We start from the raw sequence: 17887 nt of genomic DNA, 5'->3' as shown, positions 1-17887 counted from the left end.
TTTTCCGTGTTTTAAATTGTATTTTTCCGTAATACTTTTATTATATCTAATAAGATATAAATACCTTCAATTTTCAAACTTCATCCCTTAACTCCATTATTACCGATGTAAAAGATTACTATCTATTTGATTGTCATATCCAGTAACAATCTTTAGGTAGGGTATTGGGAGCCATTAAATAATAGCTCGATACAGTTTTTCTTTCTTATGGTCAGAAAAATTACTCGATGTGACATTAATAAAAGTTAATTGTTTGATTTTTAATCCTAAATAAACTGTAACGGTTTTTTAGGACGGGGAACGCATTTAAAATAAAAAAACCTTCCAGACATATAGTTCTAGAAGGTTTGTTTTCCCCTTAAATTATCCGCTCATTGTATTGAGTGACTCAGCAAATATATTTTAGATACTCTTTTTTTGAAAGGGAATTTCCGCACTTTAAAATGTATTTTTCCGCAGCTTGGTTTTCACTTAACTTATACCCATAAAAAAACCTTCTAGATAAGTACTAAACTAGAAGGTTTTTATTTTCCCCTTAAATTATCCGCTCAACTGTATGATGAGTGACTTTACAAATATACAATTAATCTTCTCTTTCTAAAAAGGGAATTTCCGCATTTTAATATGTATTTTTCCGCAATTACATACTTATAAAGTATTCATAAGCAACAAAGTAGTTAAAAGGAAAAACCTCCTAAACTGAATTCAGTTTGGAAGGTTTTTCATAATCTTTCCTTTTCTTTCGTGTTAGAATTTCTCCCTTTTTAAGTAATTCTGAGGCAAAGATATTTTCTAACTAACGATTACAAAAGGGGATTTCCGCACAAAACTGCGTGTATTTCCGCGTTATTTTTAATCAAGTATCCCTAACTCTTTGGCTTTGAGCACTAAGTCAGTATTATTATTTGCGTTTAAGTCTGTTCTTAATTTTGCCAATTTACTTTCAATTGCTCTAATTTTAATTAAAGTACCATCACTTTTAGTAATGATTCCTTCCATATTAGATATTTTGGAGTGTTTTGGTAATTCTTTTAAAATTTGAATGGCTATTTCATCCATTTGAATTTCAATTAAAGCCCTTTTCATTATCTTTTCATGAATTTCATGCGTGTAATACACCTGATCATTCATCATTTTTTGAATAGCAAAATTCAGTTCAGTAGTATTACATTGTCCTTTTAAAATATAGGCTAGGGGTTGTAAATTGTGAATAACATTATACACTCTGTTAGTTTCAGAATGCCCGGTAATCACTCCTATTTTAATAGGAATACTATCTTTTTTCAATACTTTTATTAAGTTTTCACCACAATCAATAGTCATATTTCTATCGGCATTGTCAAAACTCAAATCCGTAAATAATATATGATACGGATCCGTATTCATATGAGATTTTACTAAGCTATAAGCTTCGTCACAAGAGTTTGTACTTGTAATATCTAAACCATCAATATCTTTTAAGTAGGAAAGAATTCCTTCGATAATTAGCTGATGGTCATCTACAAATAATATTTTTATTTTATCAGACATTTAAAGGTATTTGAATATGGGTTTCGGTTCCGGCACCCACAGTACTTTGAATTGAAAAAGTGCCTTGAAGCTCTTCAACTCTTTCTTGCAAGTTATGTAAACCTATTCCTTTTTTACGAACAGTGGTGTCAAAACCAACCCCATTGTCAGTAATATTCAAAAGTACATTTTTTTTGTGTATTGAAAAAGTAACTGTCACCTTTGTAGCTTGTGCATGTCGTTTACTATTTTGAATACTCTCTCTTATACATATATAGAGTAATCTTTTTACTGCACTGTTTACCATAGACCAATCATGCTCATTAAGTCCTTTAACGATAATTTTAAAATCGGGCTCAAAATAATCAGTAACTAAATTAATAATTTGATCTTTAAATGTTACCTTTTTAAAACTTACACTACTTAATTGGTGTGATAAATTACGTACATTTTCTTTAACGGCATCTAGCTTTGAGGCTTCATCAAATAACTGAGATTTTTCCAGTTTTTGATGTAATAAACGTAAATCTCCGGCTACCTCATCATGTAAGGCTTTAGCAATTTGTTTTCGCTCCTGCTCTCTGGCCTGTGCTTTTTGTAGTTGTGCTTGGTAAAGTAATTTTCTGCGTCTGAATACAAATAATGTTACCGTAAAACCTAAACCTAAAAAAGAAACAACCGCTAATAACCAACCTATTATTTTTTGTTGTTTTTGACGAGTAATTTCTTCTTGTTTTTTATCGTTTTCTGTTTTTAAAACCTGATTTTCTTGTTCCTTTTTATCCGTTTCATAACGGATTTTAGCAAATTGATTTTTTAAACTTCGTTCTTTTTGAAGTAAGCTATCACTTAGTTGAATGTATTCTTGAAAATATTTTTTAGACTCCTCTCCTGAGCTTAACTCAGAAAGATCTTTTAATGCCGTTAACCAATACTTATTATTATGTGTTTGCTTTGAATATTGTAAGGCTTTATCTAAAAAAGCTCTAGACTTTCTGAATTCTTTTCTATCTTTATAGTAATCGGCAATATTTATATAAGTCATACAAATATCTTTAAACTCTTTATTTTTTTCTCTGATTTTAAGAACTTCAAGATACTGACTCAAAACCTCTTCTTTATTACCCAATAAGAAATTGCTTGCAGCCAAATTTTCTAACAGTAAGGCATATATAAGAGGATACTTCTCTTTAACATTAATGCTCTTATAGTTTAAACCTTTATTGAAATAATTTATAGCCTTTTTATGCTCATTATTTCTTTGATATAGTAACCCTAAATTATTCTGAATAAATAAATACCCTCGTTCTCTTTTACTATCCTCATTCACTTTTTGATTTACCTCTATAGCTTTTTGGTAGTATTGTATAGCTTCAACTCTTTGATTTAATTCGTCAGAAATATCTCCCAAATGATTATATACACTTTTGAGGAATGTATAGGATTCTATCGGTTCTAAATATCGTAAGGCATCTATTAAACTGATTTCTCCTCCCAAATAATCTTTCGCTTGCTTTTGTAATACTGCCATGGTTAATAAACGACGACCAACAGCTAAGGAATCGTTTAAAACTCTGTAAATATTTTTGGACTCATTGTAATAATAAAAAGCACTATCACTTTTGTAACTTACATGGTAATACATCGCTTTTTGAAAGTAATGATTTGCCAAAACAGAGGAATCTTTGTTTACAGCATAAATTTGAAAAAGTTCTTGCGCTATTTTTTTTAAGGTGTCTTTATTTTTTTCTAAATAAGCTTGCCTTCCCTTTTCAGTAATTTGGTGTATTCTTACTCGAAAATCGGTTTTTTGTATTTGTGCAAATGAAAAAACACTCAAAAATAAAAAGTAAAAAAAAATTCGCATATTACCCATATCTGGGGTTAAAAATAATTGTTTAGCACTATACTTCACGTAAAAAGTATTTCATTTTTGAGATTTTAGCTAATATTAAGGTGATAAAAATTTTAATAAGTTAAAAGAGAACAGTATAAAAATTATATAAACTTTTGTCTCCATAATTTTAATACCGCTCTCCTTTTCTGTAAAGACATCGTCTTTAACTCAACTAGGTATTTCCATCATCTCCTCCACTACCACCCCCAGTGGTATCTCCTCCACCTATGGTTTCTTCTCCTCCTCCTAATTTTAAAGTCTGTAGTTTAAAAGTGTAACTGTTTTTCATCTTATTTGTTTTTAATTTCTACTAAAGTTTTATTAAAAATAAGGTTTTATCAAACATCATAAAAGATTTTAACTTTTTTTTCCTTATTTTTACTACAAATAATAAAATATGAGGATTATTTATCTAAATTCAACGGTATTTTTATCAATACTTTGGTGCCTTTTTTTATGATAGACTCAAATTTACAGGCTCCTTTTTAGTTTATTTACTCTAGATTGTATATTGTATATTCCTATTCCTTTTTGCTTCTTTTTACAATCAAATCCTTCCCCGTCATCTTCTATTTTAAGTATTAATTCTGTTTGTGTTGTTTTTACTTGAACTTGTATATTTTTTGCCTTGGCATGCTTTACAATATTATGCAATAATTCTTGAAGAATACGATAACTGTTAATTTTTATTTGATCACTAATTTCCGCCCATTTTATTTTGGGAGAAATCTCTAGTGTATATTGAAAATTTCCTTGGCTACTTTTTTCTTGTATTAATTTTTCTATTGATTCTCTATAGGTTTCTGTGTTAGCATTGGCTGAGTAAGTTAACTCATGAGAAACCTCTCTTATTTCTTTTTCTATATGTTGAAGTTCATTTAAAAAGTAGGTTTGTTTTTCTTGTATTTCTTTATTTGTATGATTTAAAAAACCTAGACCCACACGAACTCCGAATAGTTTTCCTAAAATTCCGTCATGCAGCTCTTTTGCTATACGGTCTCTTTCTTCATACTGAGCTTTGTGTTTTTGTAATTGCGCTTGATATCTTATTTTTTTACGTTTAAATACATATATTAATAGAACTAACAATGCCACCAATAAGCTAATAGCAGCCAGTAACCAACCTATTTTTTTCTGTTTTTTCTGTAATTCAAGTTCTAGACTAACTAAATCTTTTTCTTTTTTTAAAGCTTCATTTATTTTTTCTTTTTTAAAATTCAAATAGTTCGCTCTATCAGCCTTTTTTTGTGTTTGAATATTTTTTTCATTTAATTTCTCTTTTAATTCAAAATATTTTATCACATATAGCTTAAGGTCTTTATTAATAAAATGTTTCAGTAAAAATTCTATTGCTTTTATTTGAAGTTCGTCATCTCTTGTTTTCATTGCAAAATTACAAGCTTCTAGAGCATGAAACTTTGATTTTGAATGGTTCTTTTTAGCTAAGAAATACTTACTCATTTCTTTATGAATAAAACAAAGTCCTTCTAAATCTCCTAACTCACTTTTTAATCTTTTAACCTCTTTAAAAGTCTCTATTACCTCTTTATCTCTATTTAAAGCAATTAAACTAACAACAAGTCTTTCCTTTAATTTCGAATAACTTAAAGGAAACTTAAGCTTTATGTCTTTATTGGACAGTAAATATTTCAAAATGCTTATTGCATTCTTATGATTTCCTCTTTTCTGATCATTAATTATAGAACGTAAAAAAGAATCTGTATTTTTCTCTAAAATATTATCCCTCTTTTCTTCAGGATGAACAAATTGTTGAGATAATGATTGTTGAAAAAAAAATACCACACTAAAAAAAACAAGTAATATTTTCTTTTTCATCTATAGTTTTTACTTAAAATTCACCGCTAGGTTACATTTATCCTCTAGCTCTTCTTGGTGTTTTTTTAATGTATGTTCCTCCCAATTAAAATACGCAGCAAATTCTTTGGCTACAAAATCTTTGTAAGTATCTACACTTGGTTTATCAAAAAACAGGCGTCCGGTACGTCTCATAAAAAAATCGGTAGGTGTACAAGTCATTTCATGTTGTATGGTAAACCACACCTCAGCTTTTAATAACCGTTTTTCGGTGTTTTCTTCAGTAGTCAGTTCGTCAAACTTGTCTAAAATGGTATTGGTTTGTTTTCCGTAATTGTACACTAAGTAATTTGCATCTTTCTCCGTAAATCCAAAGGTTTGTATTCTTTTATACACTTGTTTACTGTATAGTTTTACAGATTTGTAGTTTTGAAAAGGCCCTCCGGATAGTACAATTTCTTCTGTTTGAATAGGGTCAAAATCTATTTCAAACCTACGTTTCATTTTCTTGGCTACTAAATCTACAATACGTTCTGCCATTTTACGGTAGCCGGTAAGTTTTCCTCCTGCTATTGAAATCAGCTTGGTGTCTGATACAAATATTTCATCTTTTCTTGATAATTCAGAAGCCGATTTTCCTTCTTCATGAATTAACGGACGTAAACCTGCCCATGATGATTCAATATCTTCCAGTGTCAATGTAATATCCGGAAACATATTATTAACTGCTTCAATTAAATACAATGCATCTACCACACTGGTTTCTACCTGATCTTTATCTTGCTGATAATTCGTGTCTGTAGTTCCGAAATAGGTAATTTTTCCTCTGGGAATAGCAAACATCATACGACCATCCGGTATGTCAAAGTACACTGATTGTTTTACTGGTAATTTTTCGTGAGGCACTACTAAATGTACTCCTTTTGTTAAATGCAATCGTTTTCCTATTTTAGAATTGTTCACTTGTCGTAACTCATCTACCCATGGTCCAGCCGCATTTACTACGTACTTTGCTCTGATATCAAAATGCTCTTCTGTAAGAACATCTGTAACCTTAGCGCCTACAACTCTTTTATTTTCATAAATAAACTCGTTTGCTTGTACGTAATTTATAATTTGTGCATCGTATTGACTCGCTGTTTTTAAAATTTCTATGGTTAAACGGGCATCGTCTGTTCTATATTCTGCATAAAATCCGGCTCCGTTTAAAATATCGTTAGGTAATAACGGTTCTTTTTTTAGTGCTTCTTCTTTATCCAGCATTTTTCTTTTATCATCTCCTTCTACAGATGCTAAAATATCGTATACTTTTAAACCGATAGAAGTAAGCCATGAGCCATACGTTCCTCCTTCTATTAACGGTAAAATCATTTTTTCCGGAATTACTAAATGTGGAGCTAATTTGTGTACGATTGCTCGTTCAGTTCCTACTTCTTTTACCAACCAAAAATCAAACTGTTTTAAATATCGTAATCCTCCGTGTATAAGTTTAGTGGATTTACTACTGGTTCCGGAAGCAAAATCATTTTTTTCTACCAATGCTACTTTCATTCCTCTTGAGGCTGCATCCAATGCAATACCGGCTCCTGTAATTCCTCCGCCAATAATAAGCATATCAAATTCGGTTGATTGTAATTCTTGTTTACTATTTTTTCTGTTGAAAAATGAAAAGCTGTTCATAGTAGAAAGGTGTTTTCGAACAAAAATAAAATAAAAATGAGTGGTTTATACTAAAAAAGAGCTGAAATATTTCAGCTCTTTTCATCATCCCCCGGATTTATCTAAATCAAATTTCTATTGATTAAGCTTCCTCCAATTTTTATCTGCTTGTTTTTGAAGTTCATCAGGATTTTCTTGCAACCATAATGTTAATGTATTGGTTCCCCAAGAATTATAAAACAAGTATAATTTACCATTTCTAATTTCAAACGTTTTAGGGTTAATATCTACTTTTTCTCCTGTTTTTCCTATAGCATAGGCACAGTAACCTCCATATTGCGGAATGTATTTTTGCGGTGCTTTTTTAAATGTTTCTAAATTTTTTTCTGAGGAAAATTTAAACAACGCTCCTTCATACGTAGTTGTATATTTTTTACTTCCTTTTTCTGCTTTGTTATTAAAATAAGCAACAACATCATATCCGTTGGCAATTGCTCCTTTTTTTAAATTATAATCAGATTGTGCTTGTGCAAAAGAAGTGATAAAAACGAATAATAGTATTAATTTTTTCATGGTTATTTTTTTACCTGTTTTAATTCTTCCCAGTTTTTATCTCCTTGTGCCTGTAGCTTTTTAGTATCTCCTTTTTGCCAATCTTCTAGTTTATTAGATAACCAAGAATTATAAAACAAGTACAGTTTTCCGTCTCTTATTTCATACGCTTCAGCATCAACATACATTTTTGTTTTTTTAGCTGCTACTGCATAAGCACAATACCCTCCGTATTGAGGAATGTATTTAGTTGGGTTTTCTTTAAACAGGTTTAGATTTTTTTCTGAGGAAAATTTGAATTTTGCTCCGTCATACGTTGTTTGATATTTTCCTTTACCTTCTTGAGGTTTTTTATCTACAAAATAAGATACTACATCATAACCTTCCGCTACAAAGCCTTTTTTAGTATTATAATCTGTTTTTTGAGCAAAGGCTACGGCAGAGATTATTAACAATAGAAGAGTGACTGTGTTTTTCATAAAAATAAAAGTTTCGGTAGTAGTCGACTCTATTACACAACCCTTACAAAAACTTATTATAACACCATTAAATTACAACCTCTTATATCTGAATTATCAAAACGACCAATGATTTCAAAGCTTAAATCGTTATAAACCTTTCCTAAATCTTGTGTAGCTATAAAAGCGCATGAATTATAATTAGCTAAATCAATTATATTCATACCTCCTGATTTTTCTTTCGGTAAAAGTGTTAAGGCGTCTTCTGTATCTCTGGTTAGTACACGCATCCACGGAGGACATTGAAAAATTCCGTTTCCTTTGGAATATCCTTGGCTTAAGAGTTCGGTCATTCCATACTCTGAATGAATCACCGGAACTCCAAATCCTTTTTTTAATAATTCATGTAGCTCTGCTCTAATCAATTCTTTTCGTTTACCTTTCATTCCTCCGGTTTCCATAACTACAGTGTTAGAAAGGTTAAATTGATACTTTTCTATTAAATCTAACAACGCAAAAGAAACACCAATGAGAAGCACTTTTTTTCCTTTACCATCTAAATCTATAAGTGTTTCTGCTAACTCGGAAAGGTTGTGTAAGTAAAATCCGCTTTCCGGTTGCTCTGATCTATTTATTAAATCATTAACCATGTATATTAACGAGGATCCTTTTCGCTCTAAATAATTAGGTAACAAAGCTAAAATAACATACTCTTCTATTGGCCCGTAAAAATGTTCAAATCCTTTTAAATAACTTTTTTCATACCAAGAAACATCTGTAACTAAATGTTTACTGGTTACACTTCCTGTAGTTCCGGAACTGGTAAAAATTTCCTGAACTTCTTGTGTTGATGAAAGAAGTTGTTTTGTTTTAAAAAACTGAATGGGTAAAAAAGGAATTTCTTCAACTGAAGTAATATCAGACGGATGTATGTATAGTAAATCACAAAAAGAACGATATACCCTGTTATAAGTAAATTGATGTTTAAAAACCGTTAATGCCGTTTCTTTAAAATCTTCTTCTGTTTGTATGTTAAAAACCTTGTCTTGCATAATTTTTACAAAAATAAGAGGAATCAACGCAACCTTTTTAATTTTTCTTCATCTACTAATAAAAATCATTTGAATTATACAAATTATACAACAAATGAAAAACCTACTTCATGCTAAAATAGATTCGTTGTTTAAAACAATGAGATTATCGAACTCTAAAACTACCCAAAGACAAAAATTACTTTTTGTTGCTTCTAAAAGAATTATTAACAAGGGGTTATTAATTAAAGAACGAACCAATGAAAAATGGACGTATTTTTATAAAGATATAAAAGGGTTTATGTATGAAGACGGATATGAATATGAAATTCTTGTTTCTTATCATAGCTCTCAGGAAAATAGTGCGGATTCTTGTTTTTCTTTGGTGAGAGTTTTAACAAAAACAAAAAAAGAATCTTATAATTTACCTAATTAAGTTTTTTATGATGAAAAATATATATGTTTTTATTGGTATAGTTATATTGTTTGTATCATGTTCTCATATTAAAAATAATACAGAAAAAAATTACTGCGGAGTTACAAATCCAATAGAGGAGTTAAGTTGGTTGCGTGAACTTAAACTAAAGCTAGAAAAAACAATGCTCCCCAGCAAACAAGAAATTGTTCAGTATACCTATCATGAACAAACTGTTTTTCTGGTTAATTCTTGTAAAGATTGTGCTGATAATTTAGTGGTTATTTATAACTGCTCCGGTGAAAAAATTTGTGAGTTTGGCGGTATAGATGGTAGAGATACTTGTTCTGATTTTAACAGTACAAAAACTAATAAAATACTACTATGGGAAAACTAAAATTTTTACAACTGATTTTACTTACTGTGCTTGCCCTTACTTCTTGTCAAAAAAATGAGGAGATAGAACTTGATGCTGAAAATTTATTAAAAGGAAATTGGTCTGAAGCTGTATATGAAAATGAAACCATAACCTTTAATCGTGTTTCTGAATTACCTAATAATGCGTATGGTGTTTCTTTTAAAAATAATCATCTTTTTACACAAAAAACTTCCGGATGGTGTGGTACTCCTCCATTAGGTTTTTACAACGAAGAAGGAATTTATAAAAATGACAACTCATTAATTCATGTTACCATTAATGGTGGTTTTTACAATTTTGATTGGCGAATTATTTCTTTAACTAAAGAAAAACTGGTAGTAAAGGTTGAATTAACTGAGCAAGAATCAGATCATAGAAAACTTATGGATTTGTATAATGAAATTTCTGATATAGCCTCTAGTGTATCTTGTAATAATACTAATGATTGGTTGTATGTAGCGTATGGTAGTAAAGCCTGTGGAGGTCCTCAAGGGTACATAGCCTATTCTAATAAAATAGATGTTACCTCTTTTTTAGAAAAAATAGAACTGTATACAAAGGCAGAAGATGATTATAACAAAAAATGGAGTATTGTTTCTACCTGTGATACTCCTCAAAAGCCAACAGGTGTTACATGCAGTAACGGAATAGCCGTATTAAAGTATTAATATTTTTAAAACACTTGGCTTATTAATCTAAAAACCATCATACAACAATGTTGCCAACAAAATAATAAGGCACAGGCAAAAGTTTATCAACTGTACGCTAATAAACTATTTGCTTTATGTCTTAAGTATTCAAGAAATTATGAAGAGGCTCAAGATACATTGCAAGATAGTTTTTTAACCATTTTTAAAAAAATTAAACAATACAATCATAAAGGATCTTTTGAAGGGTGGATGAAGCGAATAACAATTAATACCGCTCTACAAAAATACCGGCAAAAATCGCCATTACAACTGGTAAAAGAAGAGGTTATAGAAGATGTGGAAGAGGTACATTACGACGACTCTGAAATTAGTGTTGATTTTTTACTTGAGTCTATTCAGCAATTACCCGACAGATATAGACTGGTTTTTAACCTCTATGTTTTAGATAAGTTTTCTCATAAAGAAATAGCTGGAATGCTTGAAATTTCTGAAGGAACTTCTAAATCAAATTTATCAAGAGCGCGATTATTATTAAAACAAAAAATAGAAGCTCATCAAAAAGTACAAAAAGAAGCTTAAATGAATAATAAAGAGAATATAGATAGATTATTTCAGGAAAAACTTGAAGGTTTTGAGGCAACTCCGAATCCTGAAGTTTGGAATGCTATTGAAGCAAAACTAACCAAGAAAAAACGAAGAGTTTTGCCTATGTGGTGGTGGTATAGCGGTGTTGCTTCTATACTTGTATTAGGATTTATTGCATATCCTTTTTTTACAACTGATATTCCAATTCCTGTTAAACATACAGAACCAGTAGTTACTTCCCCTAACAGTAGTTCTGTAAAAAAGAACAAAGTAACCAAAGTTAAAGTGTTTTCTGAACAACCTCAAGAAAGTATGGAAACCACTGTGGCCATAAAAAGAATTGAAAACAGAGAAGTACATAAAAATCAAAAAGAAAAGACTGATCAGGCGACAGTTAAAAAACAACAATTAATTGCCTATGAAAAAAACAATTCCGGTAAAATATTAGAAGAAGGGTTTTTACCGGAATTTAAAAAAGCTATGAAAAAGATTTTTCCTGATAGTAAAAACCAAGGCTATAAAACGGATTCAGTACAACAAAAAGATTCGGTTTCTAAAGCTGCTTTTCCTAAAAAAGATTTTATTGCCGAAATCAACAAAAATGATAGTATTGCCATACCTAAAGAACAGGGTTCTAAATGGTCTTTATCTCCTGTTTTTGCCTTAACGCATACAAACTCATTTACCCAAACGTCTTCTTTAGATAAAAGTTTAACCTCAGCAAATACTGATGGCAATAACACATTTTCTTATGGTGTTAAAGTAGCCTATCAGATTGATAAAAAATGGGACATACAATCCGGAGTTTTTGTACAAAAAATAGGATATACAAATCCTCATTTATCTGTGCTATCTAATGTAAGAAGTGCAGGTTTACAAAATGTTGACTATACTACGGAACCTGCTTTTTTAGTAAGTACTTCAAACGCTCCTTCAAATGTCAATTCAATATCCTTTGCTAATATTGAAACTAAAGAAGCTTCTTTACAACAAAACTATAGTTATATTGAAGTACCGGTTGAAATAAAATATACAGTACTAGAAAGTAAAAAGTTTAGCTCTAAATTAGTTACCGGTTTTAGCTCTCTATTTTTAAATCAAAATGAAGTTTTAATTTCTTCAGAAACCCAAACCTCTACTCTAGGGAAAGCGAACAACCTAAACACTGTAAATTTTAGTGGTAACCTTGGTGTTGATTTACAGTATTCAATAACTAAAAAATTAAAGTTTGCCGTTAATCCAATGTTTAAAATTCAATTAAATACTTTTTCAAAAAACTCAAATGGATTTAAACCTTATACTATTGGGGTTTATTCCGGAATTATTTATCAATTTTAAAAAATTTTATCTTATGAAAAAATTATTATTATGTACCTTAATTTTTGGTTTCTTATCCTGTTCTTTAGAGGGTAATCGTTTAGCAGTAAAAATATTGCCAATAGATGAGTCTGAAACCCCACAAAGTTTTACATTTAACACTGTTGATACTATAAAAGTTAAATACTCTCTTCCAAATACTTGTCATTCATATTACGGTTTATATTATCAGTATAAAGATACAACCAGAATTGTAGCCGTAAGAGCATTGGAAGATTTAAATGCCAATTGTACCCAACAGGTAATACAAAGAGAAATAGAAGTGCCTATTCAGGTTAGACAAAGGGAAGATTATGTTTTTAAATTCTGGAAAGGAAAAGATGCAACCGGGAAAGATGAATATGAAATAAAAGTAGTACCTGTTAATTAGAAAAGAGGCATTAAGCCTCTTTTTTTATACCTTAATTATTGATTGTTCTTCTAATAATGGTTTGTTTAACAAACGTAAAATAATTTGCGCTACTGCAACGGTATCTCTTTCACAATAAGCAACAATTCGATGTATATCTTTTTCTTTATAATATACATTAGCGACTTCACTTCCATCTATATCTTCTTTTGGAGAGGGAATTCCTAAAACATGAGTTAACAATTTTAAAGATGTGTAGTGTTTGTAATCACCAAATTTCCATAAATCCAAGGTATCTAAGTGTTCTACCTCCCATGGTTTTTTTCCAAATAAATTAAGTTTATTGGGTAATTCTATTTGATGTACAATCATTCTTCTGGCAATGTAAGGAAAGTCAAATTCTTTTCCGTTATGAGCACATAAAAGGTGTTTTTTATGATTAAAGTACTTTTCTACCAGTTGTTTAAACTCGTTTAATATTTTCTTTTCATCATCTCCATAAAAAGATGTTACTCTGAATTGAGTTTCATTTTCTTTTTCAATGAAATAGCCAACGGAAATGCAGATAATCTTTCCAAATTCGGCCCAGATTCCTGATCTTTCATAAAACTCCTCTGCTGTGAACTCTTCTTTTCTTTGGTATTTTGTTTTTAATTCATATAATTCTTTTTCTTCTTCTGAAACACTATTCCATTGTTCATATAAGGGAACTGTTTCAATATCTAAAAACAAGATATTTTGTAGGTTTAATTTATATAGCATTTTTTTCTTTTATTAATACATAACCCTTAGCATTGGTTATTTTAAATGTTTTTCCTTCTTGTTGAATATTTATATTCTCAAATACAATTTTAATTTTTAATTTTTCAAACTCTTCTACAATGGTAACATACGATAAATCAACATTATAATCACTAGATAATTTTAAAAGCTGCATAGCTTTTTCTTTCAAATCAATTTCATATTTGATTCCTTTTTTATTGTCAATTACCAGTTGATTCTTTGTTTCATCTAATTGAAAATAATAGTTATTAATTTTATTTTCTTCTGAATTAAAACCATTGAAAAACATAATTTTTAAGGCATCATAGTCTTTTACATCAAATAGCAGATGAGTTTCATTTATATTGAAATATCGGTATTTGTAAGACTCTTCATCTATTACCTTAAGATGTAAACTATCAATGATTTTTTGAGGAATTTTCCATGATTCTGTTTCCTTAAAAGTTGTTTCCGGATTATATTGTAAGATTGACTCTAGCTTATTTAATTGGTCTTTTTTATCTAGATAATAAATAATTGATGTTAATTGATTTTTTCTACTTTGTGAAACGGTAAAATTTTCTTCTTTAATTTTTGTATATACTTTTTCAAACTGTCTAATCTGGCTATTTGTTGCTACAGAAAAAACGCCCCAAAAACCAAAAGAAATCATCATACAAATTACAAGTAATGATGTTATAAATATTTTAACCTTTTTGGTGTTACTAAACAACATATATAGTATCATCGCTAAAATCCAAATAGCTAAGACTAATACAAAATATCTTTTTTCAGTAACTCCGTAATCAGAAATCCTTCTCGTTATAGCGGTAAACAAAAGCAGGACTAACGGTAACATTAGATAGTAAAACCATGGATAAAAATTTTTAATCAGAACTGATTTTGTACTTTTTTGAATCGGGTTTATAAGTAGTTGAATAGTAAAACCTAATAACGAGAGTATAACTACTAAATAGGAAACCCATCCTTTAGGTAAATTCCAATTGATAACTATTTTAAGCCCGTAAGCATATAAAATAACAAGGTATATTACCGTTAACGGTAATAATATATATTTTACTAAAATCTCTAATCCTTTAGTGTAATCTACTGTTTGTGCTTCATGTATGCCTTTAGGTACATCAGCTACATATATCCATGTATTTATAATTCCCAGACAAGCTACAAATACTTGAAAGAATCGGTTTTCTTTAAAATTAATATCAAATAAATGTTCTATAGCTGATAGAGCTAAAAAAATTCCTAAACATAAAACAAGAGAAAAAAATAAACTTTTTGCTATTGCTAAAAATGTATTTTTAAGATAATTAAAAAATGCTTCTTTATTCCAATAAAAAAGAAAAGGAGCCAATACCACCAGCAGGTGTCCTGATAAAAAGTAAAGAAAAAAACGAATGCTACTTTCTTCATCTATATTTTTTTCTTTTTCAGGAATACTTATATAAAAGAAAGTAAGAACAAGCAATGGTAATAAGTATATCCAGTAAGTATTCCTCTTTAATTGCTCTTTTATTAGTTTGGTAGCAATTAACCAACTTACTCCTAAAATAAACGTTATAATAATTTTACTCCAAAAGTGAGTGTTGAAATTCTTACTTTCAATAGCAAACAGAGTTATAATGGTACCCAAAATTGACCAAATAATGGTAATTGGAAAGCGTTTTGGTGCTTCTTCAAATTTTATAGTAAATGCACTCAAAAAAGTTTTTTCTTTCATAAAATCAATTTTTATAAAGGTACAAAAAATAGCAAAAGAGGGCTTTAAAAAATAAAGCCCTCTTTTATATTATTAAAAACCAACTATTTATTTAACAATTAGTTTTTTAGTTACTGTTTTTCCTCCTTCAACTACTTTTAATAAATAGATTCCTGTTTTTAAGGTAGAAGCTTGTATTCTTTTTGAATTTCCTGTAAATACTTCAGTAAGTATTTTTTTACCTAGTACGTTATAAATTATAACCTCTTTTTCATCAATACTGGTTGTTGTTGTTACAAAAGAATCACTATATACCGGATTTGGGAACATACTAAATCCTTCAATATTATTTTCTTTTATTGAAGCAGTTGTCATTGTTTCTATTTTTGTTCCGTATAGCTGACCTTCACTATTAAATTCTGATGCTATTCCAAAAACTCTTTGATCTCCTGAAGGAATAACGGCATCAATAAAATCTACATTTGAAAACTGAACTCTGAAGGTCATTGTTTCTCCGGCATTTGAAACCGTATAGTTTTTAGTTGTTGCTGTATCAAATGTTTTTGTACCATCAGCCTCAACAAACGTTACATTTTCTAGTTTTACAGGTTTAGATTCATACGTATTAGGGTTATTTTTTAACTCTAAAAGGGTTATCAGTTCATACGTTATTGTATTATTGGTTGACGTTGTTACTCCGGTATTTTCAGTAGGTATTATTTGTAATACACCACTATACGAGCTTAACTTTCCTTTTAAACCTGTAATTCCGTCTGCAATATTGTAGTTAGTTGTTATTACGCCATCATTATCATCAATTAAAATAGCTCCCGCCCCGTCTTTATCTAACAAATATTTTTGGTTTCTTGTATTTTCAGCATTATAGGTTAAAATAACTTCTCCTGTTACATGGTAGTATTCTCCTTCTGTTCCTTGTCTTAAAGCTGCTAAACTGCTAACTTCATTATAAGCAGCAATTGTAAAGTTTATTATTTTTTCCACTGAGGGAGCTAACGGATTGTGTGCATTATCTACCAACCATACTTTTACTGTGTGATTACCTGATGCTAAACCTGATAACACAATATCATTTGTATCATATTTCATAACTGCCGTTCCGTTATCTAATGAATAATGAATGTGTCCGTCTCCTGTACCATTAGCAACATTAAAGTTTTGTATAGATAGAGATACATTTACTTCAGTTATTGTCGGATTATAATTTGTATTATCAGCAGGAGACGTAATTGCTAAAGAAGGCTCAGTAGAATTACAATCTGTACACGTAACAGATAAGTCATCCCAATACGTTACCGCTCCTGAATAAGTTCTTAACTCAAAATATAATTTTTCAACACCTGTAGGAGCCATAACATTAGCTGTATATTCTGTCCATTGTCCGCCGTTATTATCGAAAAACCCTCCTCTTAAAATATTATCAGTACTCGCATCAGTTACATCACTACTTGAAGCATCCTGCCAATACGACCATATTCTGGCATCTGTACCGTCATTTTCCACAACCTTATACCATATAGATATTTTATAGGTTTTTCCCGGAATAATTCCTGAAATTGTTTGTCCTAAATCTTTAGTTCCTCCTGTATGCTTTGCAGAAAAAGCACCTCCATGTTTTTCTGTACTTTCTTTTTCTATATTTTCAACTTTAGTCCAACTTGTAGGAGTTACATCATCATCCCAACTTTCAAAATCACCATTAGTTAAAAGTTCTTGCCCAAAAGCAATTTGAGCTATATAAAAAAATAAAATAAAAATGTAGTTTTTTTTCATTTGTTCTATGATTAGATTTTTATCTAACAAAATTAGTAAAAACAAAAGCGCATCTCAAATTAAATAAAAGTTAAGTTATTGATAATTAATATATAATAATTTTTTAAGTTTATAAAACATTAAATGAACGTTAAGTTAAGACTCTATGCAGTTAATTTATTATTTTATCGTTACTTTTGGGTGTTACTACTAAATATTAATGTATGAATACCAACGATATTAAGATTTTATTGGTTGATGATGAGCCAGATATATTGGAAATTGTAAGCTACAACCTTAAATCTGAAGGATATCAAGTTTTTACAGCTAACAACGGAGCTGAAGCAGTTAAAACAGCTAAAAAAGTACAACCTCATCTTATTTTACTAGACATTATGATGCCTGAAATGGATGGTATTGAAGCTTGTGAAAAAATTAGAGGTATTAAATCTCTTGAAGATGTTATTATTTCTTTCTTAACTGCCAGAGGTGAAGATTATTCTCAAGTAGCTGGTTTTGATGCCGGTGCTGATGATTATATTACTAAACCTGTAAAACCTAAAGTATTAGTTAGTAAAGTTAAATCTTTATTACGTAGACTAAAATCAGAGGAAAAAACAGATACAACTACTAAAATTGGTGATATTATTATTAATAGAGATGAGTATGTTGTATTTAAAGGAGATGAAAAAATTTCTTTACCTAGAAAAGAATTTGAATTATTTTCTTTATTAACGTCAAAACCCGGAAAAGTCTTTAAAAGAGAGGTTATTTTAGATAATGTTTGGGGTAATGAGGTAGTTGTTGGCGGAAGAACTATTGACGTTCATATTAGAAAACTCAGAGAAAAAATTGGTGACGAATATTTTAAAACCGTAAAAGGTGTAGGATATAAATTTGTCTTGGAAGGATTTGACAAATAA

General features: G+C 29.8%; 17 protein-coding genes. 7 read left to right on the top strand and 10 right to left on the bottom strand.

Annotation, left to right across the window (positions count from 1 at the left end; genetic code table 11):
- Positions 1-852: 852 nt before the first annotated feature.
- From ACQY1Q_RS06250 to ACQY1Q_RS06220, 7 genes are all read right to left on the bottom strand, one after another.
- Positions 853-1530, bottom strand: coding sequence for a hypothetical protein (locus ACQY1Q_RS06250; protein ID WP_431004432.1), 678 nt, complete (start codon positions 1528-1530; stop codon positions 853-855).
- On the bottom strand, positions 1523-3349 hold the full coding sequence (locus ACQY1Q_RS06245; protein WP_431004431.1) for a tetratricopeptide repeat-containing sensor histidine kinase: 1827 nt from the start codon (positions 3347-3349) through the stop codon (positions 1523-1525). The genes ACQY1Q_RS06250 and ACQY1Q_RS06245 overlap by 8 nt, the downstream gene beginning before the upstream one ends.
- Positions 3350-3877: 528 nt before the next feature.
- The gene (locus ACQY1Q_RS06240; protein WP_431004430.1) at positions 3878-5242 is read right to left on the bottom strand and encodes a sensor histidine kinase; all 1365 of its coding nucleotides are present in this window, start codon (positions 5240-5242) and stop codon (positions 3878-3880) included.
- Between the two features lie 9 nt (positions 5243-5251).
- A complete protein-coding gene (locus ACQY1Q_RS06235) occupies positions 5252-6901 on the bottom strand; it encodes a glycerol-3-phosphate dehydrogenase/oxidase (RefSeq protein WP_431004429.1) in 1650 nt (549 codons plus the stop codon).
- 114 nt (positions 6902-7015) lie between these two features.
- Positions 7016-7453 carry a YHS domain-containing (seleno)protein gene (locus ACQY1Q_RS06230; protein ID WP_431004428.1) on the bottom strand — a complete coding sequence of 146 codons (438 nt, stop codon included), beginning with the start codon at positions 7451-7453 and terminating at the stop codon, positions 7016-7018.
- Between the two features lie 2 nt (positions 7454-7455).
- On the bottom strand, positions 7456-7911 hold the full coding sequence (locus ACQY1Q_RS06225) for a YHS domain-containing (seleno)protein (RefSeq protein WP_431004427.1): 456 nt from the start codon (positions 7909-7911) through the stop codon (positions 7456-7458).
- Between the two features lie 56 nt (positions 7912-7967).
- Entirely contained in the window at positions 7968-8942 is a 975-nt protein-coding gene (locus tag ACQY1Q_RS06220) for an acyl transferase (RefSeq protein WP_431004426.1), read from the bottom strand.
- 94 nt (positions 8943-9036) lie between these two features.
- Here ACQY1Q_RS06220 and ACQY1Q_RS06215 point away from each other — a divergent pair, with 94 nt between their 5' ends.
- The 6 genes from ACQY1Q_RS06215 to ACQY1Q_RS06190 are packed head-to-tail and all read left to right on the top strand — an operon-like array spanning position 9037 to position 12736.
- Positions 9037-9357 carry a DUF4377 domain-containing protein gene (locus tag ACQY1Q_RS06215; RefSeq protein WP_431004425.1) on the top strand — a complete coding sequence of 107 codons (321 nt, stop codon included), beginning with the start codon at positions 9037-9039 and terminating at the stop codon, positions 9355-9357.
- 7 nt (positions 9358-9364) lie between these two features.
- The gene (locus ACQY1Q_RS06210) at positions 9365-9733 is read left to right on the top strand and encodes a DUF6970 domain-containing protein (RefSeq protein ID WP_431004424.1); all 369 of its coding nucleotides are present in this window, start codon (positions 9365-9367) and stop codon (positions 9731-9733) included.
- Positions 9721-10422, top strand: a complete 702-nt coding sequence (locus tag ACQY1Q_RS06205) for a hypothetical protein (RefSeq protein WP_431004423.1) — start codon at positions 9721-9723, stop codon at positions 10420-10422. The genes ACQY1Q_RS06210 and ACQY1Q_RS06205 overlap by 13 nt, the downstream gene beginning before the upstream one ends.
- Positions 10423-10443: 21 nt before the next feature.
- On the top strand, positions 10444-10983 hold the full coding sequence (locus ACQY1Q_RS06200; protein ID WP_431004435.1) for an RNA polymerase sigma factor: 540 nt from the start codon (positions 10444-10446) through the stop codon (positions 10981-10983).
- On the top strand, positions 10984-12327 hold the full coding sequence (locus ACQY1Q_RS06195) for a hypothetical protein (protein ID WP_431004422.1): 1344 nt from the start codon (positions 10984-10986) through the stop codon (positions 12325-12327). It abuts the gene before it with no gap.
- Between the two features lie 13 nt (positions 12328-12340).
- Positions 12341-12736 carry a hypothetical protein gene (locus ACQY1Q_RS06190; protein WP_431004421.1) on the top strand — a complete coding sequence of 132 codons (396 nt, stop codon included), beginning with the start codon at positions 12341-12343 and terminating at the stop codon, positions 12734-12736.
- Between the two features lie 24 nt (positions 12737-12760).
- On the opposite strand, the gene ACQY1Q_RS06185 is transcribed toward ACQY1Q_RS06190, so the two are convergent.
- The 3 genes from ACQY1Q_RS06185 to ACQY1Q_RS06175 all read right to left on the bottom strand — a co-directional run bounded on the left by ACQY1Q_RS06185 (position 12761) and on the right by ACQY1Q_RS06175 (position 16985).
- Positions 12761-13477, bottom strand: a complete 717-nt coding sequence (locus ACQY1Q_RS06185; protein WP_431004420.1) for a 3'-5' exonuclease — start codon at positions 13475-13477, stop codon at positions 12761-12763.
- On the bottom strand, positions 13467-15215 hold the full coding sequence (locus ACQY1Q_RS06180) for a DUF4153 domain-containing protein (protein WP_431004419.1): 1749 nt from the start codon (positions 15213-15215) through the stop codon (positions 13467-13469). Before ACQY1Q_RS06180 ends, ACQY1Q_RS06185 begins: the two co-directional genes overlap by 11 nt.
- A gap of 87 nt (positions 15216-15302) precedes the next feature.
- A complete protein-coding gene (locus ACQY1Q_RS06175) occupies positions 15303-16985 on the bottom strand; it encodes a T9SS type A sorting domain-containing protein (RefSeq protein WP_431004418.1) in 1683 nt (560 codons plus the stop codon).
- 203 nt (positions 16986-17188) lie between these two features.
- On the opposite strand from ACQY1Q_RS06175, the gene ACQY1Q_RS06170 reads away from it, so the two are divergent.
- Positions 17189-17887 carry a response regulator transcription factor gene (locus ACQY1Q_RS06170; RefSeq protein ID WP_431004417.1) on the top strand — a complete coding sequence of 233 codons (699 nt, stop codon included), beginning with the start codon at positions 17189-17191 and terminating at the stop codon, positions 17885-17887.

It is taken from the genome of Tenacibaculum sp. TC6, assembly GCF_050606265.1.
Classification (GTDB): Bacteria; Bacteroidota; Bacteroidia; order Flavobacteriales; family Flavobacteriaceae; genus Polaribacter.
Note: the sequence above shows the minus strand (reverse complement) of the source record. Positions and strands in the feature narration are given on the sequence as shown.